At 58.9% G+C, this 17,564-nt stretch carries 21 protein-coding genes; 4 read left to right on the forward strand and 17 right to left on the reverse strand.

Features of this window, described 5'->3' with window-relative positions; translation table 11 throughout:
• Positions 1-89 precede the first annotated feature (89 nt).
• The 11 genes from OS242_RS04025 to OS242_RS04075 all read right to left on the reverse strand — a co-directional run bounded on the left by OS242_RS04025 (position 90) and on the right by OS242_RS04075 (position 9,579).
• Positions 90-1,418 carry a pyrimidine-nucleoside phosphorylase gene (locus OS242_RS04025; RefSeq protein WP_267150347.1) on the reverse strand — a complete coding sequence of 443 codons (1,329 nt, stop codon included), beginning with the start codon at positions 1,416-1,418 and terminating at the stop codon, positions 90-92.
• Positions 1,415-2,596, reverse strand: a complete 1,182-nt coding sequence (locus tag OS242_RS04030) for a phosphopentomutase (RefSeq protein ID WP_267150348.1) — start codon at positions 2,594-2,596, stop codon at positions 1,415-1,417. The genes OS242_RS04025 and OS242_RS04030 overlap by 4 nt, the downstream gene beginning before the upstream one ends.
• A 277-nt stretch (positions 2,597-2,873) precedes the next feature.
• Complete coding sequence (gene xerD / locus OS242_RS04035; protein WP_267150349.1) at positions 2,874-3,761, reverse strand: site-specific tyrosine recombinase XerD; 888 nt, start codon at positions 3,759-3,761, stop codon at positions 2,874-2,876.
• Positions 3,762-3,854: 93 nt separating this feature from the next.
• On the reverse strand, positions 3,855-4,100 hold the full coding sequence (locus OS242_RS04040) for a DUF4227 family protein (RefSeq protein WP_267150350.1): 246 nt from the start codon (positions 4,098-4,100) through the stop codon (positions 3,855-3,857).
• A gap of 115 nt (positions 4,101-4,215) precedes the next feature.
• Positions 4,216-5,331, reverse strand: coding sequence for an alanine dehydrogenase (ald, locus tag OS242_RS04045; RefSeq protein WP_267150351.1), 1,116 nt, complete (start codon positions 5,329-5,331; stop codon positions 4,216-4,218).
• Positions 5,332-5,584: 253 nt separating this feature from the next.
• Positions 5,585-6,028, reverse strand: a complete 444-nt coding sequence (gene fur / locus OS242_RS04050) for a ferric iron uptake transcriptional regulator (protein WP_267150352.1) — start codon at positions 6,026-6,028, stop codon at positions 5,585-5,587.
• Between the two features lie 73 nt (positions 6,029-6,101).
• Complete coding sequence (locus OS242_RS04055) at positions 6,102-6,599, reverse strand: hypothetical protein (protein ID WP_267150353.1); 498 nt, start codon at positions 6,597-6,599, stop codon at positions 6,102-6,104.
• Positions 6,600-6,701: 102 nt separating this feature from the next.
• A complete protein-coding gene (locus OS242_RS04060) occupies positions 6,702-7,034 on the reverse strand; it encodes an RNHCP domain-containing protein (RefSeq protein WP_267150354.1) in 333 nt (110 codons plus the stop codon).
• Positions 7,035-7,061: 27 nt separating this feature from the next.
• A complete protein-coding gene (spoIIM, locus tag OS242_RS04065) occupies positions 7,062-7,721 on the reverse strand; it encodes a stage II sporulation protein M (protein WP_267150355.1) in 660 nt (219 codons plus the stop codon).
• A gap of 84 nt (positions 7,722-7,805) precedes the next feature.
• The gene (locus OS242_RS04070; RefSeq protein WP_267150356.1) at positions 7,806-8,996 is read right to left on the reverse strand and encodes an endonuclease Q family protein; all 1,191 of its coding nucleotides are present in this window, start codon (positions 8,994-8,996) and stop codon (positions 7,806-7,808) included.
• A gap of 4 nt (positions 8,997-9,000) precedes the next feature.
• On the reverse strand, positions 9,001-9,579 hold the full coding sequence (locus OS242_RS04075) for an NUDIX domain-containing protein (protein WP_267150357.1): 579 nt from the start codon (positions 9,577-9,579) through the stop codon (positions 9,001-9,003).
• Positions 9,580-9,682: 103 nt separating this feature from the next.
• Between OS242_RS04075 and mciZ the strand changes: the two genes are divergently transcribed.
• On the forward strand, positions 9,683-9,832 hold the full coding sequence (gene mciZ / locus OS242_RS04080; RefSeq protein ID WP_267150358.1) for a Z-ring formation inhibitor MciZ: 150 nt from the start codon (positions 9,683-9,685) through the stop codon (positions 9,830-9,832).
• Here mciZ and OS242_RS04085 read toward each other — a convergent pair.
• Together OS242_RS04085 and OS242_RS04090 are read right to left on the reverse strand one after the other, a co-directional pair.
• A complete protein-coding gene (locus tag OS242_RS04085; RefSeq protein WP_267150359.1) occupies positions 9,787-10,956 on the reverse strand; it encodes a DUF3866 family protein in 1,170 nt (389 codons plus the stop codon). The two genes, mciZ and OS242_RS04085, sit on opposite strands and share 46 nt — an antisense overlap.
• Positions 10,956-12,140 (reverse strand): M20/M25/M40 family metallo-hydrolase, encoded by a 1,185-nt coding sequence (locus tag OS242_RS04090; RefSeq protein ID WP_267150360.1) that lies wholly within the window; start codon positions 12,138-12,140, stop codon positions 10,956-10,958. Before OS242_RS04090 ends, OS242_RS04085 begins: the two co-directional genes overlap by 1 nt.
• Positions 12,141-12,302: 162 nt before the next feature.
• Between OS242_RS04090 and OS242_RS04095 the strand changes: the two genes are divergently transcribed.
• Positions 12,303-13,121 (forward strand): hypothetical protein, encoded by an 819-nt coding sequence (locus OS242_RS04095; protein WP_267150361.1) that lies wholly within the window; start codon positions 12,303-12,305, stop codon positions 13,119-13,121.
• Positions 13,122-13,284: 163 nt separating this feature from the next.
• On the forward strand, positions 13,285-13,719 hold the full coding sequence (mscL, locus tag OS242_RS04100) for a large-conductance mechanosensitive channel protein MscL (protein ID WP_267150362.1): 435 nt from the start codon (positions 13,285-13,287) through the stop codon (positions 13,717-13,719).
• A gap of 43 nt (positions 13,720-13,762) precedes the next feature.
• Here mscL and OS242_RS04105 read toward each other — a convergent pair whose 3' ends face one another.
• From OS242_RS04105 to OS242_RS04120, 4 genes are read right to left on the reverse strand one after another with little or no spacing between them, the layout of a single operon-like run.
• A complete protein-coding gene (locus OS242_RS04105) occupies positions 13,763-14,671 on the reverse strand; it encodes a DMT family transporter (protein WP_323372898.1) in 909 nt (302 codons plus the stop codon).
• Positions 14,671-15,003: a chaperone CsaA gene (gene csaA, locus OS242_RS04110; protein ID WP_267150363.1), complete on the reverse strand. Its 333-nt coding sequence runs from the start codon at positions 15,001-15,003 to the stop codon at positions 14,671-14,673. Before csaA ends, OS242_RS04105 begins: the two co-directional genes overlap by 1 nt.
• Positions 15,004-15,030: 27 nt before the next feature.
• Positions 15,031-16,350: a helix-turn-helix domain-containing protein gene (locus OS242_RS04115; RefSeq protein ID WP_267150364.1), complete on the reverse strand. Its 1,320-nt coding sequence runs from the start codon at positions 16,348-16,350 to the stop codon at positions 15,031-15,033.
• Between the two features lie 13 nt (positions 16,351-16,363).
• Positions 16,364-17,176, reverse strand: coding sequence for a sulfite exporter TauE/SafE family protein (locus OS242_RS04120; RefSeq protein WP_267150365.1), 813 nt, complete (start codon positions 17,174-17,176; stop codon positions 16,364-16,366).
• Between the two features lie 136 nt (positions 17,177-17,312).
• Here OS242_RS04120 and OS242_RS04125 point away from each other — a divergent pair, with 136 nt between their 5' ends.
• The gene (locus OS242_RS04125) at positions 17,313-17,555 is read left to right on the forward strand and encodes a hypothetical protein (RefSeq protein WP_267150366.1); all 243 of its coding nucleotides are present in this window, start codon (positions 17,313-17,315) and stop codon (positions 17,553-17,555) included.
• The last annotated feature ends 9 nt before the right edge of the window (positions 17,556-17,564 follow it).

The following is a 17,564-nucleotide window of genomic DNA, read 5'->3' on the forward strand; positions in this document are numbered from 1 at the left end:
TTTTACTCCTGCCGGCATATGTACTCACCCCCTATGGGGCTATTGTTGCCAGCGTTTGGACGGCATATACCGCAATCTCCCTTGCCTTCCTAAACAAACCGCTCCACGCCGTCGCGGGTGACGACGCCGTAGATCAGGGTCGGCTGGACGGGAGCCTTCTCAGCGATCTCGTAGGCGGCGGTCAGGCGCTGCTGCACTTCGGCCAGTCGGCTCTCGTCGCCGACGTGCAAAGTGACGAGCGACTCGCCCGCTTCGACGCGGTCGCCGACTTTTTTGCGCAGGACGAGGCCGACGGCGAGGTCGATCTCCGACTCTTTGGTCTCGCGCCCCGCACCGAGCAGCATGGCGCAGGTGCCGACTTCTTCCGCGTGGATGCGGGTGACGTATCCGGCGCGGTCTGCGGGGAGCTCGACAGTCTTTTGCGCCTGCGGGAGAAGCTTCGGGTCGTCCGCGACGGCCGGATCGGCTCCCTGCGCCTTCAGGAAGCGTCGGAACGTGTCGAGGGCATGCCCTTGCTCCAGCGACTCGGTGAGCTTCTGACGAGCCTCCGCCGCGTCTTTGGCGACGCCTGCCGCGACGACCATGTACGAGCCGAGCACAAGGCACAGTTCGGTCAGGTCGGCCGGGCCTTGGCCGCGCAGGGTGTCGATCGCTTCTTGCACCTCCAGCGCGTTGCCGACGGCGTATCCGAGCGGCTGCTCCATGTCGGAGATGACGGCGATCGTTTGGCGGCCGACCTCGTCGCCGATCTCAACCATCGCTTGGGCGAGGTCAAAGGAGCCGTCGAGCGTCTTCATAAAGGCGCCTTCGCCCGTTTTGACGTCGAGGACGATGGCGTTGGCACCGGCGGCGATCTTCTTCGACATGATCGACGACGCGATCAACGGGATCGTATCGACAGTCGCCGTGACATCGCGCAGGGCGTACAGTTTTTTGTCTGCCGGGGCGATGCTGCCCGACTGCCCCATTAGCGCGGCTCCCAGCGTGTTGACGTTGTGAGCGAACTGCTCGGTGGTCAGCTCGATGGAGAAGCCTGGGATCGACTCCAATTTGTCAATCGTGCCGCCGGTGTGGCCGAGGCCGCGGCCGGACATTTTGGCGACCGGCACGCCGACAGACGCTACGAGCGGCAACAGCACCAGCGTGGTGGTGTCGCCGACGCCGCCGGTGGAGTGTTTGTCGACTTTGACGCCTTTGATCGCAGACAGGTCGATCTGATCGCCCGACGCCGCCATCGCCAGCGTCATGTGCGCGGTCTCCTGCGCGGTCATGCCCCGCAGGAAGATCGCCATGCACAGCGCCGACATTTGATAATCCGGGATGCGGCCGTCCGTAAATCCGGTGATGACAAATTCGATCTCTTCCTTTGTCAGCACCTCGCCGTCCCGTTTTTTGTGAATGATGTCATACATTCTCATGCGTTCGGCCCGATCTCTTTCAGGAAGGAAGTGCCGAGCGTGGTCGGTGCGTTCACGCCGAAGTTCTCGGAGAGCGTCGCGCCGATGTCGGCAAACGTGTCGCGGGTGCCGAGATCGACGTTGCCTTTGGCGTTTTTGCCGTAGACGAGCAGCGGCACGTACTCGCGGGAGTGGTCGGTGCCAGGCGTCGTCGGGTCACAGCCGTGGTCGGCGGAGAGGATCAAGAGATCGTCTTCGCGCAGAGCATCGAGGATCTCCGGCAGACGAGCGTCAAAGTCGCGGATCGACTGGGCAAATCCTTCCGGGTCGTTGCGGTGGCCGTACAGCGCGTCGAAATCGACGAGGTTGGCGAAGATGAGCCCTTTTTCCACGGTGCCCATCTGCTCGATGATCTTGTCGACGCCGTCCATGTTGCCTTCCGTGCCGACTTTGTCGTTGACGCCGGAGCCGCCGTAGATGTCGTAGATCTTGCCGATGCCCATCACGGTCAGGCCTTTTTCGTCCATTTCGTTGAGGACGGTGCGGCCGAAGTCGCGGGAGTAGTCGTGGCGGTTCGTGGTGCGTTTGTAGTCGCCGTTTGCGCCGATGAACGGACGCGCGATGACGCGTCCGACGGCGTGCTCGCCGACGAGCAGTTCACGGGCGATCTTGCACATGTTGTACAGTTCTTCCAGCGGGATCACCTCTTCGTGAGCGGCGATCTGGAAGACGGAGTCTGCCGAGGTGTAGATGATCGGGTAGCCGGTGCGGACGTGTTCGTCGCCCAGTTCTTTGATAATCTCCGTGCCGGACGCCGGTTTGTTGCCGATCGTCTCGCGGCCGATGCGCGCTTCAAACGCGTCCATCAGGTCGCGCGGGAATCCTTCCGGGTAGACCGGGAGCGGTTTGTCGAGCTTGACGCCCATCATCTCCCAGTGACCGTTGGTGGTGTCTTTGCCGGCCGACTGCTCCGCCATGCGGCCGTAGGAGCCGATCGCGTCGATGTCGTTGGCGACGCCTTCGATGTTGTGGATTTTGCCGAGGCCGAGTTTTTCCAAGTTCGGCACGCGCAGGCCGCCGACCGCCTTGGCGATGTTGGCGATGGTGTTGGAGCCTTGATCTCCATATTCAGCAGCGTCGTGACTTTCTCCGATGCCGCAGCTGTCCAGTACGATAAAGACAACGCGTTTGAACGCCATAGTTGTATACCTCCGATTCAGGTGTGCTCTCTTCCTATTTTAGGGTATCTCTTTCCTGCCCATACCATTAACTTACCTGAAAGGACAGATGTCTGACAACCCTTAAAACAGGATATGAACACAGAGAAAAGGTCCGGCTGCTGGTTGCCGGACCTTTTCCACTAGGGGGATTGGGGGATTTCAGGATGAAACAGATTGATTAGCTGTGCTATACAGTACGACCCACCGCCTGCGAATGTGGGGGTGGGTCGAAAACATTTTTATAAAAAGATGAGAGCTAGGCGCGCGGGTGAGCCTTGGCGTAGACTTCTTTGAGCCGCGACTTGGTCAGATGGGTGTAGATCTGGGTCGTCGAGATGTCGGCGTGGCCGAGCATCTCCTGCACGGCGCGCAGGTCAGCGCCGTTTTCCAGCAGATGCGTGGCAAACGAATGCCGAAGCGTATGCGGTGTGATCTCTTTGCTGATCGCCGCCGCCATCGCGTATTTTTTAATGATCTTCCAAAAACCTTGGCGCGAGAGACGCTGGCCGTGGTGATTCAAAAACAACGACTCTTCCGACTGGTCGCGCAACAGCTTGTTTCGGGAGCGCATCACGTAGTCGCTGACCGATTTCAAGGCGACCGACCCGAGCGGGATGATCCGCTCTTTGGAGCCTTTGCCGTAGCATTTGAGGAAGCCCATGTTCAGGTTGACATCGGAGCAGTTGAGCGACACGAGTTCGGAGACGCGAATCCCGGTTGCATAGAGCAATTCAAGCATCGCTTTGTCCCGAATCCCTGCGACTGTGCCGTAGTCCGGTCCATCAAGCAACGCCTCCACTTCCTGCACGGAGAGCACCTTCGGCAAACGTTTTTCGATTTTCGGCGACTCAAGGTTGGTCGTCGGATCTTGGTCGATCATCCCGTCGCGCAGCAAAAAGCCGTAAAAAGCCCGCATGCTGGCCAGGTTGCGAGAGATCGTCGAGGTCGCTCTCCCCCTGCGCTGCAGGTCGGCCAAATACGCGATCAGGTTGGCACGCCGCGTCTGGTTCAGATCGTGGATTTCATTTTTCTCCAAAAAGCCGACGTACTGGACCAGGTCGCGCTGATAAGATTCCAGCGTGTTGTGGGCGAGCCCTCTTTCAACGGCCAGATAATGAATAAAACGTTCGATCAGCTTGTCCATGCAACAGACTCCTTTTGCCCATGCTTTCCACTGCCTCAAATTTCGGCAACGTACTGTGAAATTCCTGCAATCGGGCAAAAGTTATCGTTGTGACTATTCACCAATTTGGTAAAAGACTGCAAGCCTTGCCAACAGTTCGTCCCACAAGGCGTGCGGACCCGCGCCGACTTCTGTGCTGACTTTGACCGCGTCGCCGCCGATCGGCTCTTTGTATTTGTTGGTCGTCGGCTGGATCATGTCCTGCACGATGCCCAGCAGTTTGAAACAGATGAAACTGAACAGCACGACAAATACGATCATCCGGCAAAACCGCGACACTTGCCGCAGCGATACGATCATCACGCTCTCCCCTTCCTCCGGGCTGTCCTCTTTTCCCTATAGGTATGACGGGCGAACGCAAAAAAGAAGGGCTCCGAGGAACCCTTCTCTGGAATGTACGGATGCAGCGGCGCGATTAGATCGCGTTATGCAACTCGGTGAACTCGTAGCCGAGACCGGTCGCCACGCCTTCGTAGGTGATCTTGCCGTTGACGACGTTGACGCCTTTTGCGAGGGCCGCGTTGTCGAGGACCGCTTGACGCCAGCCTTTGTTCGCCAGTTGCAGCGCGTAGTCCATGGTGACGTTGGTCAGTGCCAGCGTCGAGGTGCGCGCCACTGCGCCCGGCATGTTGGCCACCGCGTAGTGGATGACGCCGTGCTTGACATAGGTCGGCTCGGAGTGGGTGGTGACGCGGTCGATCGTCTCGATGGAGCCGCCTTGGTCGATCGCCACGTCGACGATGACAGAGCCCGGGGACATCTGCTGAACCATGTATTCCTTGACGAGCTTCGGAGCGCGCGCGCCCGGGATCAGGACAGCACCGATCAGCAGGTCTGCCTGACGCACCATCATCTCGATGTTGTAGGAGTTGGACATCAAGGTGCGCAGACGGCCGCCGAAGATGTCATCCAATTGACGCAGGCGGTTTTCGCTCTTGTCGATGATCGTGACGTTTGCACCCATGCCGAGCGCCATTTTCGCTGCGTTGGTGCCGACGATGCCGCCGCCGATGATGACGACGTTGGCCGGCAGGACGCCCGGTACGCCGCCGAGCAGGATGCCTTTGCCGCCCCACGGCTTTTCGAGGAACTGTGCGCCGATCTGGACCGACATGCGGCCTGCGACTTCAGACATCGGGGTGAGCAGCGGCAGGGAACGATCCGGCAGCTGGATGGTTTCGTACGCGATGGCAACGACGTTTTTCTCAACCAGCGCCTTGGTCAGTTCCGGCTCCGGAGCGAGATGCAGATAGGTGAACAGGATCAGGCCGTCGCGGAAATAGCCGTATTCCGGAGCCATCGGCTCTTTGACTTTCATGATCATGTCGGCCTTGCCCCAGACGTCTGCCGCGTTGTCGAGCATGATCGCGCCTGCGCCCTTGTAATCTTCGTCGGTAAAGCCGCTGCCGATGCCGGCAGACGATTCGATGTATACTTCATGGCCTGCGAGCTTCAAAGCTTCGACGCCGGCCGGGGTGATAGCAACGCGGTTTTCGTTGTTCTTAATTTCCTTCGGAATCCCTACGATCATTGTATGTAGTCCCCTTTCAAATCTCTGCGGCGCGATGCACCGCCTGTCAATCTACTGCTATGTCATGCAAATTTTATACCAAAAAGTGACGGCTGGCAAAGATTTATTGAAAATCATGCTCGTCCACCTGTTATTCTGTACTTTTGTCCCACGATGATATACATGAATCCGCATACATCTGCAACTTCTTTCATGATCCGAAAGAAATTGCATGCAAAAAAATGCAGATCGCAACGAACTCCACGATCTGCGACTATTTTTTCACATTGCGACAGGACGCGCAGTATCCCAGGAAGGACACGCGATGATCGACAATTTGGAAGTTGTGGTCGCGCTCGACGCGTTCTTCCAGATCGTCGAGCAAATCCTCAATCTCAGACAAGGTGCCGCATTTCACACAGATCAAATGATGGTGATGATGCGGATGGTCGTCCGAGCGAAATTCATAGCGGGCCACGCCGTCACCGAAGTTGAGCTTTTCAATGATTTTCAGGTCACACAGCAGGTCGAGCGTGCGGTAAACAGTTGCGAGCCCAATGTCCGGAGCCTTTTGCTTGACCAGCATAAAGATCTCCTCCGCACTGAGGTGGCTCTCTTCGTTTTCCAGCAGCACGCGCAGTGTCGCCTCGCGCTGAGGGGTCAATTTAAACTGCTCCGCATGGAGTTGTTTTTTTATCGTCTCGAGTTTTTCTTGCATCGCAACCCCCTCCTAAGCGGCCTTTCGTCAAACTGTTTCCTATTATATGCAACCGTTTTAGCCGTGTCAAACTTTAGTTCCGGACTTGATGATCCAGTCGTTTTTTTACTAGATCGACGGCCGTCCGCACCGCATCTTGCACCTCGGAGCGGTCGTCCTCCCCTGCGTGTCGGAGCAGATCGAGCAGTGCGGCGGCACTGCCGGGGATGCGGTATTGAGCAGCCTGTCCGACCGCCACGGCGAGGGCGCGCAACACCTCTGCCTGCGGGTGATCGAGCAGATCGCGGATCTCCTGGATGCCGCTCGGATAATCGGTGATCAGCATCGACGTGAACATCATCACCGACCGTTCGCGCACCTGCTCGTCCGCGTCAGCCGCGAGCCGCAGCACATATGGTGTGAGGCTTTTGTCGCGCACCCACAGATCTTGGAGCAACGCGCAGGCCACCTGACGAATGGCAGGCAGAGCGGACATCGTCATTTTTTGGGCATAGCGGGTCAAAGCGGGCCCGTCGCCGCGATGCGCTTCGAGCAGTTCGACGGCCATCTGAAGTTGCAATTGTTGATTCATAGCTGAGCCACCCCTCTCTGCTTCTATTATAAAAGAAGAGAGGAAAAGATCCTGTAAGCGGGATAACATCAAAAACAGCACTCACATGGAGAGTGCTGTTTTTTACAAGCTTTGTTTCTTCATGATCGCCAGCATCCGGTCAAAGGAGTCCGGCTGGCTCGGATCATCAAGCGCCAGGCGATTGCGGCAGGTGTGACCGCAGGTGTCGCAGCGATGCACGACCATGTAGCCTTTGTTTTTGTGCTCCTCGATGCGGATCGGCTCCAGCATGCCGCCGCAGTTTGCCGCGCGGTCGCCGGGGTTGATGTCGAGGTGCAGGGAGTAAAAACAGTTCGGGCAGTGGTTGCGGCAGGAGCCTTGTGCCAGCGGGCCGACTTCCGTGCCGCAATGCTGGCAGGTGAAAGATTCGTTGATAACGGTAAATTTGCGTGACATGTCGTGCGGATTCGCTCCTTTTGTCTATTACAGATGCGGGATGACGGCGCGCATCAGCGCCGGGGACAGGTAGCCTTCGACAAACGCGGCGAGGATCATCGCCATCGCCACCGTCGCGACCAGACCCGTGTACGAGAGAAAGTTGCGGTAGAGCATCGTGCCCGCGCTCATGCGGAGCACCGGTTGCTCGTGCCCGAACCGGCTCTTGACCAAGGCCAGCGAGAACGAGATGCCGGCGACGCCGCAGACCAGCAGGGCCGGGATGTAGATCAAATTTTGCGGCAGGACGGCAGCCAGCGCAAACAGGATGCCCTTCGCCTGAAACTGCGAGACGACCACGCCGACGGTAAAGCCGATCATAAAGCCTTTGATGAAGATCAAGATCACGATCACCGGCAGCCCGATGATCGACAGCCCGAGAATCCACAGCATCCCGGTCGTCTTCAAAAACCCGGCGGCCGAGTGCCACGCGATCTCCGACGGGGTGGTGCCGGTCTGCTCCATGTTTAACGCTTGGAAAAACCCTTTCAGCGCATCGTGGAGCGACTGGACCTGCGAATCGGCCAACGCGCCGACGACGATGGCGCCAAACAACACGCCGATCATAAACAGCACCGACACAAAGACAAACAAACTCATATGATCTTTCAGGTAGCCGGAGACAGAGATTTTCACCTTGCGTACCATTGTTCGTAGCCCTCCTCTTTGTCCAACCTAACGCTACATCCTATGTGGACGAGAGGAAGTCTATGAATTTTTTTTAGAAGAGCATCAAGTGAGAATCTTGCCGTACGTGCCGCCGCCGCCCACCGAGATCGGCAGTTCGCCCCGCCGCGCACGGGCGATGTCGCGGGCGATCTGCGGGCCGACCGCTTCAGCGATCTGCTCTTCGGTCGCCTCGTGGAGCACGTTCATCTCCGTGCCGAAGCGTGCCAACAGTTTGTCGATGGTGCGCTTGCCGACCTTCGGGATGAAGTCGAGCGGGATTTGATAGAAATAGGGCGGTCGGTGCTCCGGATGCACGTGCTGCTCGCGGTCGGCGATGGTCAGGATGCGATCGAGCACGCCGCGCACGATTTTTTTGCCGCCGCAGTGGGAGCAACGCTGCGTCTGGATGTCGCCCTGGTCCAACACCGTGTCACACGCCGCGCAGAAGGTGCGATGGTATTTGCCAAGCTCCGGTTCGAGGCCGTAGTTGGCGACCACCCGGCGGCCGTCTTGGCGCAGGAGCGCTTTTTTTACCTCGTCGAACGTCGGAGCGGCGAGGCGGACTTTGTTGTACTCGCGGCCGATCTTCGCCAGCGAGTGCGCGTCCGAATTGGAGACGAACGAGATGTCGGTCAGTTCGGAGAAGAGGTCGGCCAGTTTGTTGTCGGCCGACAGACCGAGCTCCAGCGCGGAGACCTGCGTCGGATCGACCATGTCGGAGAGGCGGGACACGCAGTTGCCCAGCACGCTCTTGTGCGGGGTGAAGGCGTGGTTGATGATAAACAGTCCGCCGAGCTCGGTCGTGATCGCCTGCAGTTCGAACGACGTGCAGCGGGCGCGTTGGGACGAGAGGACGCGATTTTTCACCCGCTCGCCGAGCCAGTCGGAAAATCGGCGCATCGCAACGATGTCGCGCATCCAGATCCCGAAGTGCGCCGCTCCGCCCTGCGGTCCCGAGGTCTCGACTTCGGCGCCCAGCAGGAGTGTCGTCTTGCCTTGGTAGTCGTACCCGCCGCCCGGCAGTTCGGTGAGGAGACCCTCTTGTACGCAGGCCTCGATCTCGTCCAGCACAGGTGGCGAGACGGCGTCGATGATGCCGATGATGTCGATTCCTTTGCGGTCGGCCGCCTCCCGGATGATTTCAAAAAAGGTCAGGTCCTTGGAGGCGGCCATTTTTACCGGCTGGCCGTCGGCGGTGCGCCCGATGTGGATGTGCAGGTCGAGAAAGTAGTCTCGGAGCGCCAGATCGGACATGGTGTTACGCCTTCCCCTGACGATCCCGCTCGCGCAGCCAGTAGTAGACGCAGGCCACCGTCTTCGCATCGGCGATCTCGCCGCTGACGATCTTCGCCTCCGCCTCGTCCGCAGTCAGTTCGATCACGTCGAGAAACTCGTCATCATCGAGGTTTTGCGCCGTTTTGGTCAGCCCAGTCGCGACATAGGTGTGCATGATCTCGTCGGCAAAGCCCGGCGAGGTGTAAAACGAGCTGAGATGCTTCCACTCGCTCGCGGTGTAGCCGGTCTCTTCCTCCAACTCCCGTTTCGCCGAATCCAGCGGGTCCTCACCTTTTTCCAGTTTGCCGGCCGGTGTCTCCAGCAGCACGCGTTCGGTCGGCTTGCGGAACTGGGAGACGAGCAGGATCTTGTCTTCCGGGGTGATCGCCAGCACGGTCACCGCGCCCGGGTGGGTGACGATCTCGCGGGATGCGGTCTTGCCGTTTGGCAGTTCGACCGTTTGCAGGTGCAGAGAGATCATGCGGCCTTCATAGATCGTTTTCGAATCGATCGTTTTTTCCCGCAGATGCAGGTCGGTCTGTTGATTTTGTTGTTCGGACATGGGTGGCTCCTCCTCTACCATCTCTTTTTCATAGACGTGGTATAACCGTCCCCGGATCGGCATAGACTGGGAACATCCAACACGGTCACGGGGGGTATGTGAGATGGTGAAAACGTATGTATCGGAACGTTCGTTGCGCATGGTCGGCAAAGCTTGGCAGATCCGGGCCATTCTGCGCGCCTATGCGGGCAGCGACACGACGCTGCATCAGTTCTTGTCGGTCAACTGCCACGCTTCGTCCCGCCGGGAGTAACTCTCCGGCGGTTTTTTCTTTTTCGGAGCGCTCAATTGTCGCGCCACCCACTCCCCGGCACTGCCGGCCGCAAGGAAAAAGGCGGGGTCGGCGGACAGGTCGCGCCCCATCGTCCTTAATGGTACTGGAAAGGCTTGGGTCGCGTCCAGTATCGATTGGCCGCTGACTCCGACAAGGCGGTGTTTTTGATGCAATCCCGCCCCCGTCACCTGCGCCCAGACACGGGTCGCCTGCTCGTCCGGCAGAAGCGGCAGCGGCACGGTGGCCGGCGCGAGGGCGACGTGTGCCAGCGCGGTCAACGTATGGTGCGACACGCCTTGATGGCGCAGTCTGCTGTCAGCAAACGAGAGTCTCGGCACGACGACCGGATCGCCGCCGAGCGCATGGACGGCGTTGACGGCAGTGCCGACCTCGATCCCCGTGTGCCCGTAGCGAGTGCCCGTGCCGACGATGCCGGGCCCCATCGCGACGATGATGCAGTCCGCCTCCAAGACATGGCGAGCGGCGAGCAGACCGCTGTAAAGAGTGACCGCTTCGAGATCGCCGCCGTATGCGTGGCCGACGGTGACCGTCCCGGCGAGCAGGCCGAGATGGTTGAGCTGCGCGACCGTTTTCGAAAAATGGAGCGGCAGGGCGGCGCCGTCTGTCATCACGTACGCGACCTTGGCGACAGGGCACGCTCGGCGTTCGGCTTCATAGCGGAGCGTCATCGCGACGGCCGGCAACATGCTGTGCAGCTCGCAGATCACCACCGGCGTCCCGTCGAGCGATTCGGCGTCGCGCATGATCTCGTGCATCGGGTGATCGGGCTCCTCGACGGCGTGTACGGCGACTTGGAACGGGGTGTAGCGCACTTTCATGATGTGGCCCGGCTGTTCGGGTGACGACGGCGACTGGGCCGCCCCTTCGACGGCGATGACAAAATGACTTCCGCCCGTGCCGAGCCCCAGCCGCACAGCGGTCGTGTTCAGCAGCACGCGGTCGCCGACCTTTGCCGGCACGCCGAAAACGGGCTCCTGCCAGGCCCGTTCCAGACTGCCGTTCAATTCGACCAGCAACTCCCGCCCTTGCGGCGATTCATGGAGAACCGCCGCGACGAGGCCCGTCTCCAAATCCCATTTCATCACGAAGTCACCTCCCTGCGTTCGGCTGCCGTCTGGATGATGCCGATGACGATTTTCGTTGCGGCGAGCAAGTCGCGCACGGTGACCGTTTCGTCGACAGTGTGGTCGTTTGTCGCCCCGACGCCGAGATTGACGGCGGGGATGCCTTTGGTGTTGAGGTTGTTCGTGTCACTGCCTCCCCCGCGCGGGGCGAGCTTCGGTGTCAGTCCGGCCCGGCGCAGACCTTCCATCGCCAGTTGCACCACCTCATCCGCTTCGGAGAGGTTAAATCCGTCGTAGATCTTCTGCTCCTCGATGTCCACCTTGGCCCCCCATTTTTCGGCAGCGAGGGTGAAGGCGGTGTGGACGTTGTTCATCTGTTCGCTGAGTTTCTGCTCATCTCGCGAGCGAGCTTCACCGAGGATCTCGACGCGGTCACAGACGATGTTGGTCTTGTCCCCGCCTTGGATCACGCCGATGTTCAGCGTGGTCTCCTCGTCGATCCGGCCCATTTTCAAATGAGAGATCGCATCGGCCGCCACGGAGATCGCGTTGAGCCCGTCCTCCGGGTTGACCCCCGAATGCGCCGCTCTGCCGTAGATGCGGATCGTAAAATCGATCTCTGTCGGCGACGACGTGATGATCGTGTCGGGCGGACCGCCGGAGTCCATGACAAAGGCGTATTTTGCCTGAATGATCTCCTTGTCGAGGTAGAGAGAGCCGAACAGCCCGGTCTCTTCGGCGATGGTAAAGGCGAACTGGAGATCGCCGTGTTTGATGTTGTGTTCTTTTATGTATTGCAGAGCTTCGAGGATCGCCACGATGCCTGCCCGGTCGTCTGCGCCGAGGATCGTCTTGCCGTCCGTTTTGATGACGCCGTTCTCCTGTTTGACCTGGATGCCTTGGCTCGACACCACCGTGTCCATATGCGCGGTGAAGAGCAGAGGCGTCGCCCCTTCGACGTTGCCTTTTAGCGTGGCGATGACATTGCCGGTCTGAGGCTCGTGTTCGAGCAGTTGCTTCTTTTCCTTCCCTGCCACCCGCAACACACGCTGCCCGGCATCGTCCTCCTCCACCTCACAGCCAAACTCTTCGCGCATTACACGCAACAAATAATCGGCCATCGGCCGCTCCTTATGCGACGGTGTGTCGATCTGCACCAGTTCCAAAAAGCGATCGACGATCCGTTTTTCGTTCAGGTCCATCCAAGGTCACTCCTTCTGCTACGGAATCGGTTTCCAGTAGTAGTATGACCTGCCTGTCGTGTTTTCGATACTTTTACGAAACGTTATGGAAAGGTAGAAAGGAATGCGGAGCGGCGGGACGAATTTCTCCATGTATTAGAAAAAGATGGGAGGCAGACCACGATGAAAAAAGTCTCGATCCTCTGCGCCGCGCTTCTCGCAGTCGGCACGACCGCGATGGTAAGCCCGGCTGTGGAAGCAGGGGCTGCGGTAGACCCGCGGACGTATTTGGCGACGTTGCAGTTTGACGGCAAGGACTGGCTGGACTCGGGGGAACAAAACTTCCCGCAGCCGTTCCGGTTCCAGAGCTATGACACGAACATCGAGCACAACAAGGAAAACATGGTCCGCTTCAAGATCGGCAACTACGTCACCGGCACCGGTTCGACCGGCTGGGCCAACCGAGGGCCGAACGATCAGCGACCGGCTGTCTATTTTCATTTCTTGACCTATGGCGGGTATGACATCTATCAGTACTGGCTCTACTACGCGGACAACGACTACATCAACGACCACGAGCATGACTGGGAAAAATACTTCGTCTACGTGCAAAACGGCGTGCCGAAGTACCTCCTGATCTCGCACCACAGCGACAACACGATCTATCCTTGGGCGAACATCCCCAAAGACAACGGCCACCCGTTCATCGGTGTCGACGGCGGTGCGCACGCGATGAAACTCGACAGCGAGGACGGCGTGAAGATTCGCTACTCCGGCGCCGTCTCGGCAAACGGCGGTCGCTTGGATCAAGGCAACGGGCAGACGATCCCGTGGGTCGTGTACTCCAACGACGCAGGCGTGCCAAACGTCACGCCGTACACCATGTCCCCGAACATCTTCTACGGCGGCGACCCCGAATACAGCACCAACTCCAACGAATACGGCTCCCCATACGACGCGCCGTGGAAACGAAGTGACTGGAACACGCCGCAATTGCCGTAGGATCTGGATGCAACAGGGGACGGGAACTTCTGCTTCGATCCCCCTTCCCTACCTCCGGCGCACTTTTCTGATTTTTTGACTGACCCGCATACATCTGTCGTTGTTTACGCATGTCTATAGGACCCCCTCTTTCGGCATCACACAAGGAAGGAGTTGATGCACGATGTGGAAAGAGTTTAAAGAATTTGCAATGAAAGGCAGTATTGTCGATCTGGCCATCGGTGTCGTGATCGGCGGCGCGTTTGGCAAGATCGTGACGTCGTTTGTCAACGATATCCTCATGCCGCCGCTCGGGCTGTTGATCGGCCGGGTGGATTTTTCGAATCTGTATCTCAATCTGTCCCGCACCGAGTACGCGTCGCTCGCAGAGGCCAAAAAAGCAGGCGCGCCGACGATCAACTACGGAATGTTCCTGAACAACGTGCTCGATTTCCTGATCGTGGCGTTCTCGATCTTCCTCGTCATCCGCCAGATCAACAAAATGAAGCGCAAACACGATGTCCCGGTGACGACCAAGAGCTGCCCGTACTGCATCTCCCAGATCCCGCTTCAGGCGACCCGCTGCGGTCATTGCACGTCCGAATTGCCCGCTTCCTAAAAGAGAAAAAGGAGACCTGCACAGTCGCGTGCAGGTCTCCTTTTTAGGTTTCTTGCGCCTGTTTCATCGACACGGCCACGCTGCCGATGATCAAAGCACTGCCGAGCAAAAAAGCGAGGGTCAGATGCTCACCGAGCAACAACCAGCCGAGCAGCGTGCCGACGATGGGCTGGACGAAAAAAAACAGCCCGGCCGTGCCCGCATCCATCAGCTCAAAGCCTTTCAGCCAGAGGAAAAAGGCCAGCGCCGTCGACACAATCCCGAGAAACAACACGCCGCCCCAGACGAGCGGATCGGCCGTCCAGATGATCTCTTCGGTCGTCATCTCCCATCCGGCGACCGGCAGAGTAAAGACGGCACCGGCGACCGCCGCCCAGAAGGTGACGGTCAACGCCGGATACTTGTCGGACAGCGACTTGCCAAGCACCGAGTACAGCGCCCACGTGACGGCCGCGATGACGAGGGCGAGATTGCCCCACAGCACGCTGCCGCCGCCGGACGGGTCGCCCTGATCCGTGCCGACGACGATCAACACGCCGACGGTGGCGACAGCGAGCGAGAGCAATTTGCGCAGCGTCAGCCGCTCCCGGAGTAGTAGCCAGGCAAACAGTGCGATAAACGCAGGCGACGCAGAGGTCAGCACAGCCCCCATGTGCGCCGATGACAATTTCGTGCCGATAAACTGAGCGGAGATCGAGATCGTGTAGCCGACCAGCGCATATCGGGCGAGCGCCCCCCAGTCGGACCGCTCGACCCGCCAGCCCCCTTTCACCCAGACGACCAGCCCGAGGACGAGGGCTGCGACGGCAAACCGCAGTACGACCAAGGTCAGCGGCGGGATGTAGTCGAGCACGTATTTGCTGACCACGTACATGCCGCCCCAGATCGCCGCTGCGCCGCCAAGGCACAGCCCCCCGATCAGACGATTTTTGGCTGCGGGATTCATACTCATTACCCGATGACCGTGCCGTTTGGCACCGCTTGCTCCGGTTGGAGCAAGATCACATCGCCCGCTCCCGGCACGCCGCCGAGCACGAGCACTTCCGAAGCAAAACCGGCGATGCGACGCGGCGGAAAATTGACAACAGCGACCACTTGGCGGCCGACCATGTCTTGCGGTGTGTAGCGTTTGGTAATCTGCGCGCTGGAGCGTTTGACGCCAATTTCCGGTCCGAAGTCGATCTCCAACTTGATCGCCGGGACCCGCGCTTCCGGAAACGGTTCCGCCGTCAGCACCGTGCCGATGCGGATGTCGAGCTTCTGAAAATCATCGATGGTTGCCATGTCTTATATTCCCCCTCGGAAATCAACTCAACGGCGGAGCTTGAGACTCTTCTCGTTGTAGGCCACGGCGCGTCGATACATCTCCAGCGCGCCGGAGTGCCCGTTTGCATATAAGATCTCGGCGATTTCCTTCGCCGTCTCATACGCCTCGATCACCGCCTGATGACGGTCGTACACGGTCAGCGTGCGTTCCAGATGCTCGATGCAGCCGTCCACATTGCCCTTTGTCTGCTCCACCAGACCGAGCAGCCGCCATGCTTTCGCTTCTGCCGTGTAGGTGTTTGACTCCAGTGTGCGGACGGTCGCAAACACCTGCTCCGCCCATGCGATTGCTTGGTCCAGATCGTCGTCGGCCAGTGCCAATTCACCGAGGTGAACCAGCGTGGTGCACAGGTAGCGGCGGGCGTCGAGCAGTTCGTAGACCTGCTTGGCCCGGTGATAGTGAGCGGCCGCCTGCCCCAGTTCGCCCATCTTTTGGTACATGTGGCCCATGTTGTTGTTGATGATGCCGACATCGATCAACAGGCTGTTGTCCTCCGCCTCTTTCAATGCGCCAAGAAACACCCGCTCCGCCTGCTCCGTTTCGCCGATATTGCCAAGAAAGGTCGCTTTCATATAGGTCGACCGAATGCGCCACAGATGTTTGGACAACTCGGTGGCGATCCGCTCCGCCTTTTCGACATAGCGCAAGGCGGTGCGGTGGTTGTGCATCGAATGGTGGCAGCGGCCGAGGTTGTAGTAGACGCGCAGCCGGGTGTCCAGATTGCCCTCCCCCGCTTCCGCCGCTTCATCCGCTTGGTAGTAATAGTCGTGTGCCGCCGCTTTGTTGCCGTTCATCTCGTGGGCGGTGCCGATCTCGATCAAAAACAACATGCGGTTCGCCGCATCCTGCGGGACTTCGTCGGCCAGCACCCGCTCGACCAGCTCAATCACTTCTTCCAGTCGCGACAGATTGATCAGCACGCGGCATTTGTGCAGCAGCCCCTCGACCATCAGATCCTTGTAATCAAAGTCGCGGCTCTGCTCGATCACGCGGTTGACCAATTCCAGAGATTTTTGATGATACCCCGCCGTCTGCGCGTCGCGGGCCAATTGCAACGTCTCGCCGATCTCTTCGAGCAGCGCGTCAGATGTCTCGATCCGCTCGATGGTCACACCGAGCCGGTTGGCCATCTGTTTGAGCAGGGAGCGTTTCAATAAGGTCTTGCCATTTTCCACTTTGCTCAGTTGGCTGACGCTGCACAGACCCTCGGCCAGCTCTTCCTGCGTCATGCCTTTCAACAGCCGGTATTTGCGCAAGTTGTCGCCGATGCGGCGATATTGTTCCTCCAGCAGTACGCCCGACATGTCTTTCACCTCATCAAATTGTTGCGTAGAGATTCCAAACCATCTCGCCCCAAATATTCGCGGCGGCGATCAAGATGATCACAGCCAACGCCACCCGCAGCAACTGCGTGTTCATCCGTTGGCCGACCTTCGCCCCGATCATCGATCCGAGCAAGGAGACGAGCACCAGCAGCAAAGTCAGGTCGTAGCGTATATGGCCGACGGAGAGCTTGCCGATCACGCCGCCGATCGAGGAGAGAAAGACGATGGTCAACGACGACGCGATCGCCGTGCGAATCGGCAGTTTCAAGAAGCGGATCATCACCGGGATCAGCAGGAACGACCCGCCCGCACCGACGATGCCCGACAACGTGCCGACCGCAGCTGAGAGCGAGATCGCCAGCGGCAGATGCAACTGAATCACCGTTGGCAGTTCCTCGTGCAGCTCGCCCTTTTCACGGCGAAAGAGCAGAAAGACGGCCATCAGCGCCATCAGACCGTACGTGATATGAATAACCGACCCCGGCAGATACCCGGAGAGCAGGCTCCCGAGCAGACTGCCGCCGAGCATCCCGCCGCCGATCACGAGAATCACATAGCGGGAGAGCCACGGCGATTTGCGGTACATCACCATACCGATGCCCGTCGATGCAAACACTTGCAACATCGTCGCCGATGATATTTCGATCGGCGACATCGCATACGCCCCCGCGATCGGGGGCACAAAGTAAAGGAGCGGGTAGGTGACGATTGCGCCGCCCACTCCGAGCATTCCAGAGCAAAAGGAACCGATCAAGCCTATAAAAGCGTAGACTGCAGCATCAAGACCCGACAAACCAGCAAACACCTCTTTCCAGCCCCAAAACGTACATCTATTCAGTTTCAATCATACCACAACCCTCTGTTTCTTTCAGGAGGATCTTGCCAAATCGGGTCGCACCTTTTATAATCCAAGTATTAAGATGGGGATATGGTGATAAAACATGAACGCATGGAACCGTTTCTGGAAGCCCTTGACGGGCCGCTGTCCGTATTGCAACGACAAGTTCATCACAGTTCCGTCTGAGACGGGATTCGGCAGTCGGTATCGCGTGTGTCCGAATCACCATTATGTCGAAGAAACGGTTCCTGCCGCCGACACCGTGCTGGTGTACGAGTTGGACGGCGCGACCATCGACCATCCCGTCCTGCATCAGATCGATCCGGGTCAATCGTTTAAAGGCTGATCACTGCAC

This window comes from Tumebacillus lacus (assembly GCF_026410385.1).
Classification (GTDB): Bacteria; Bacillota; Bacilli; order Tumebacillales; family Tumebacillaceae; genus Tumebacillus; species Tumebacillus lacus.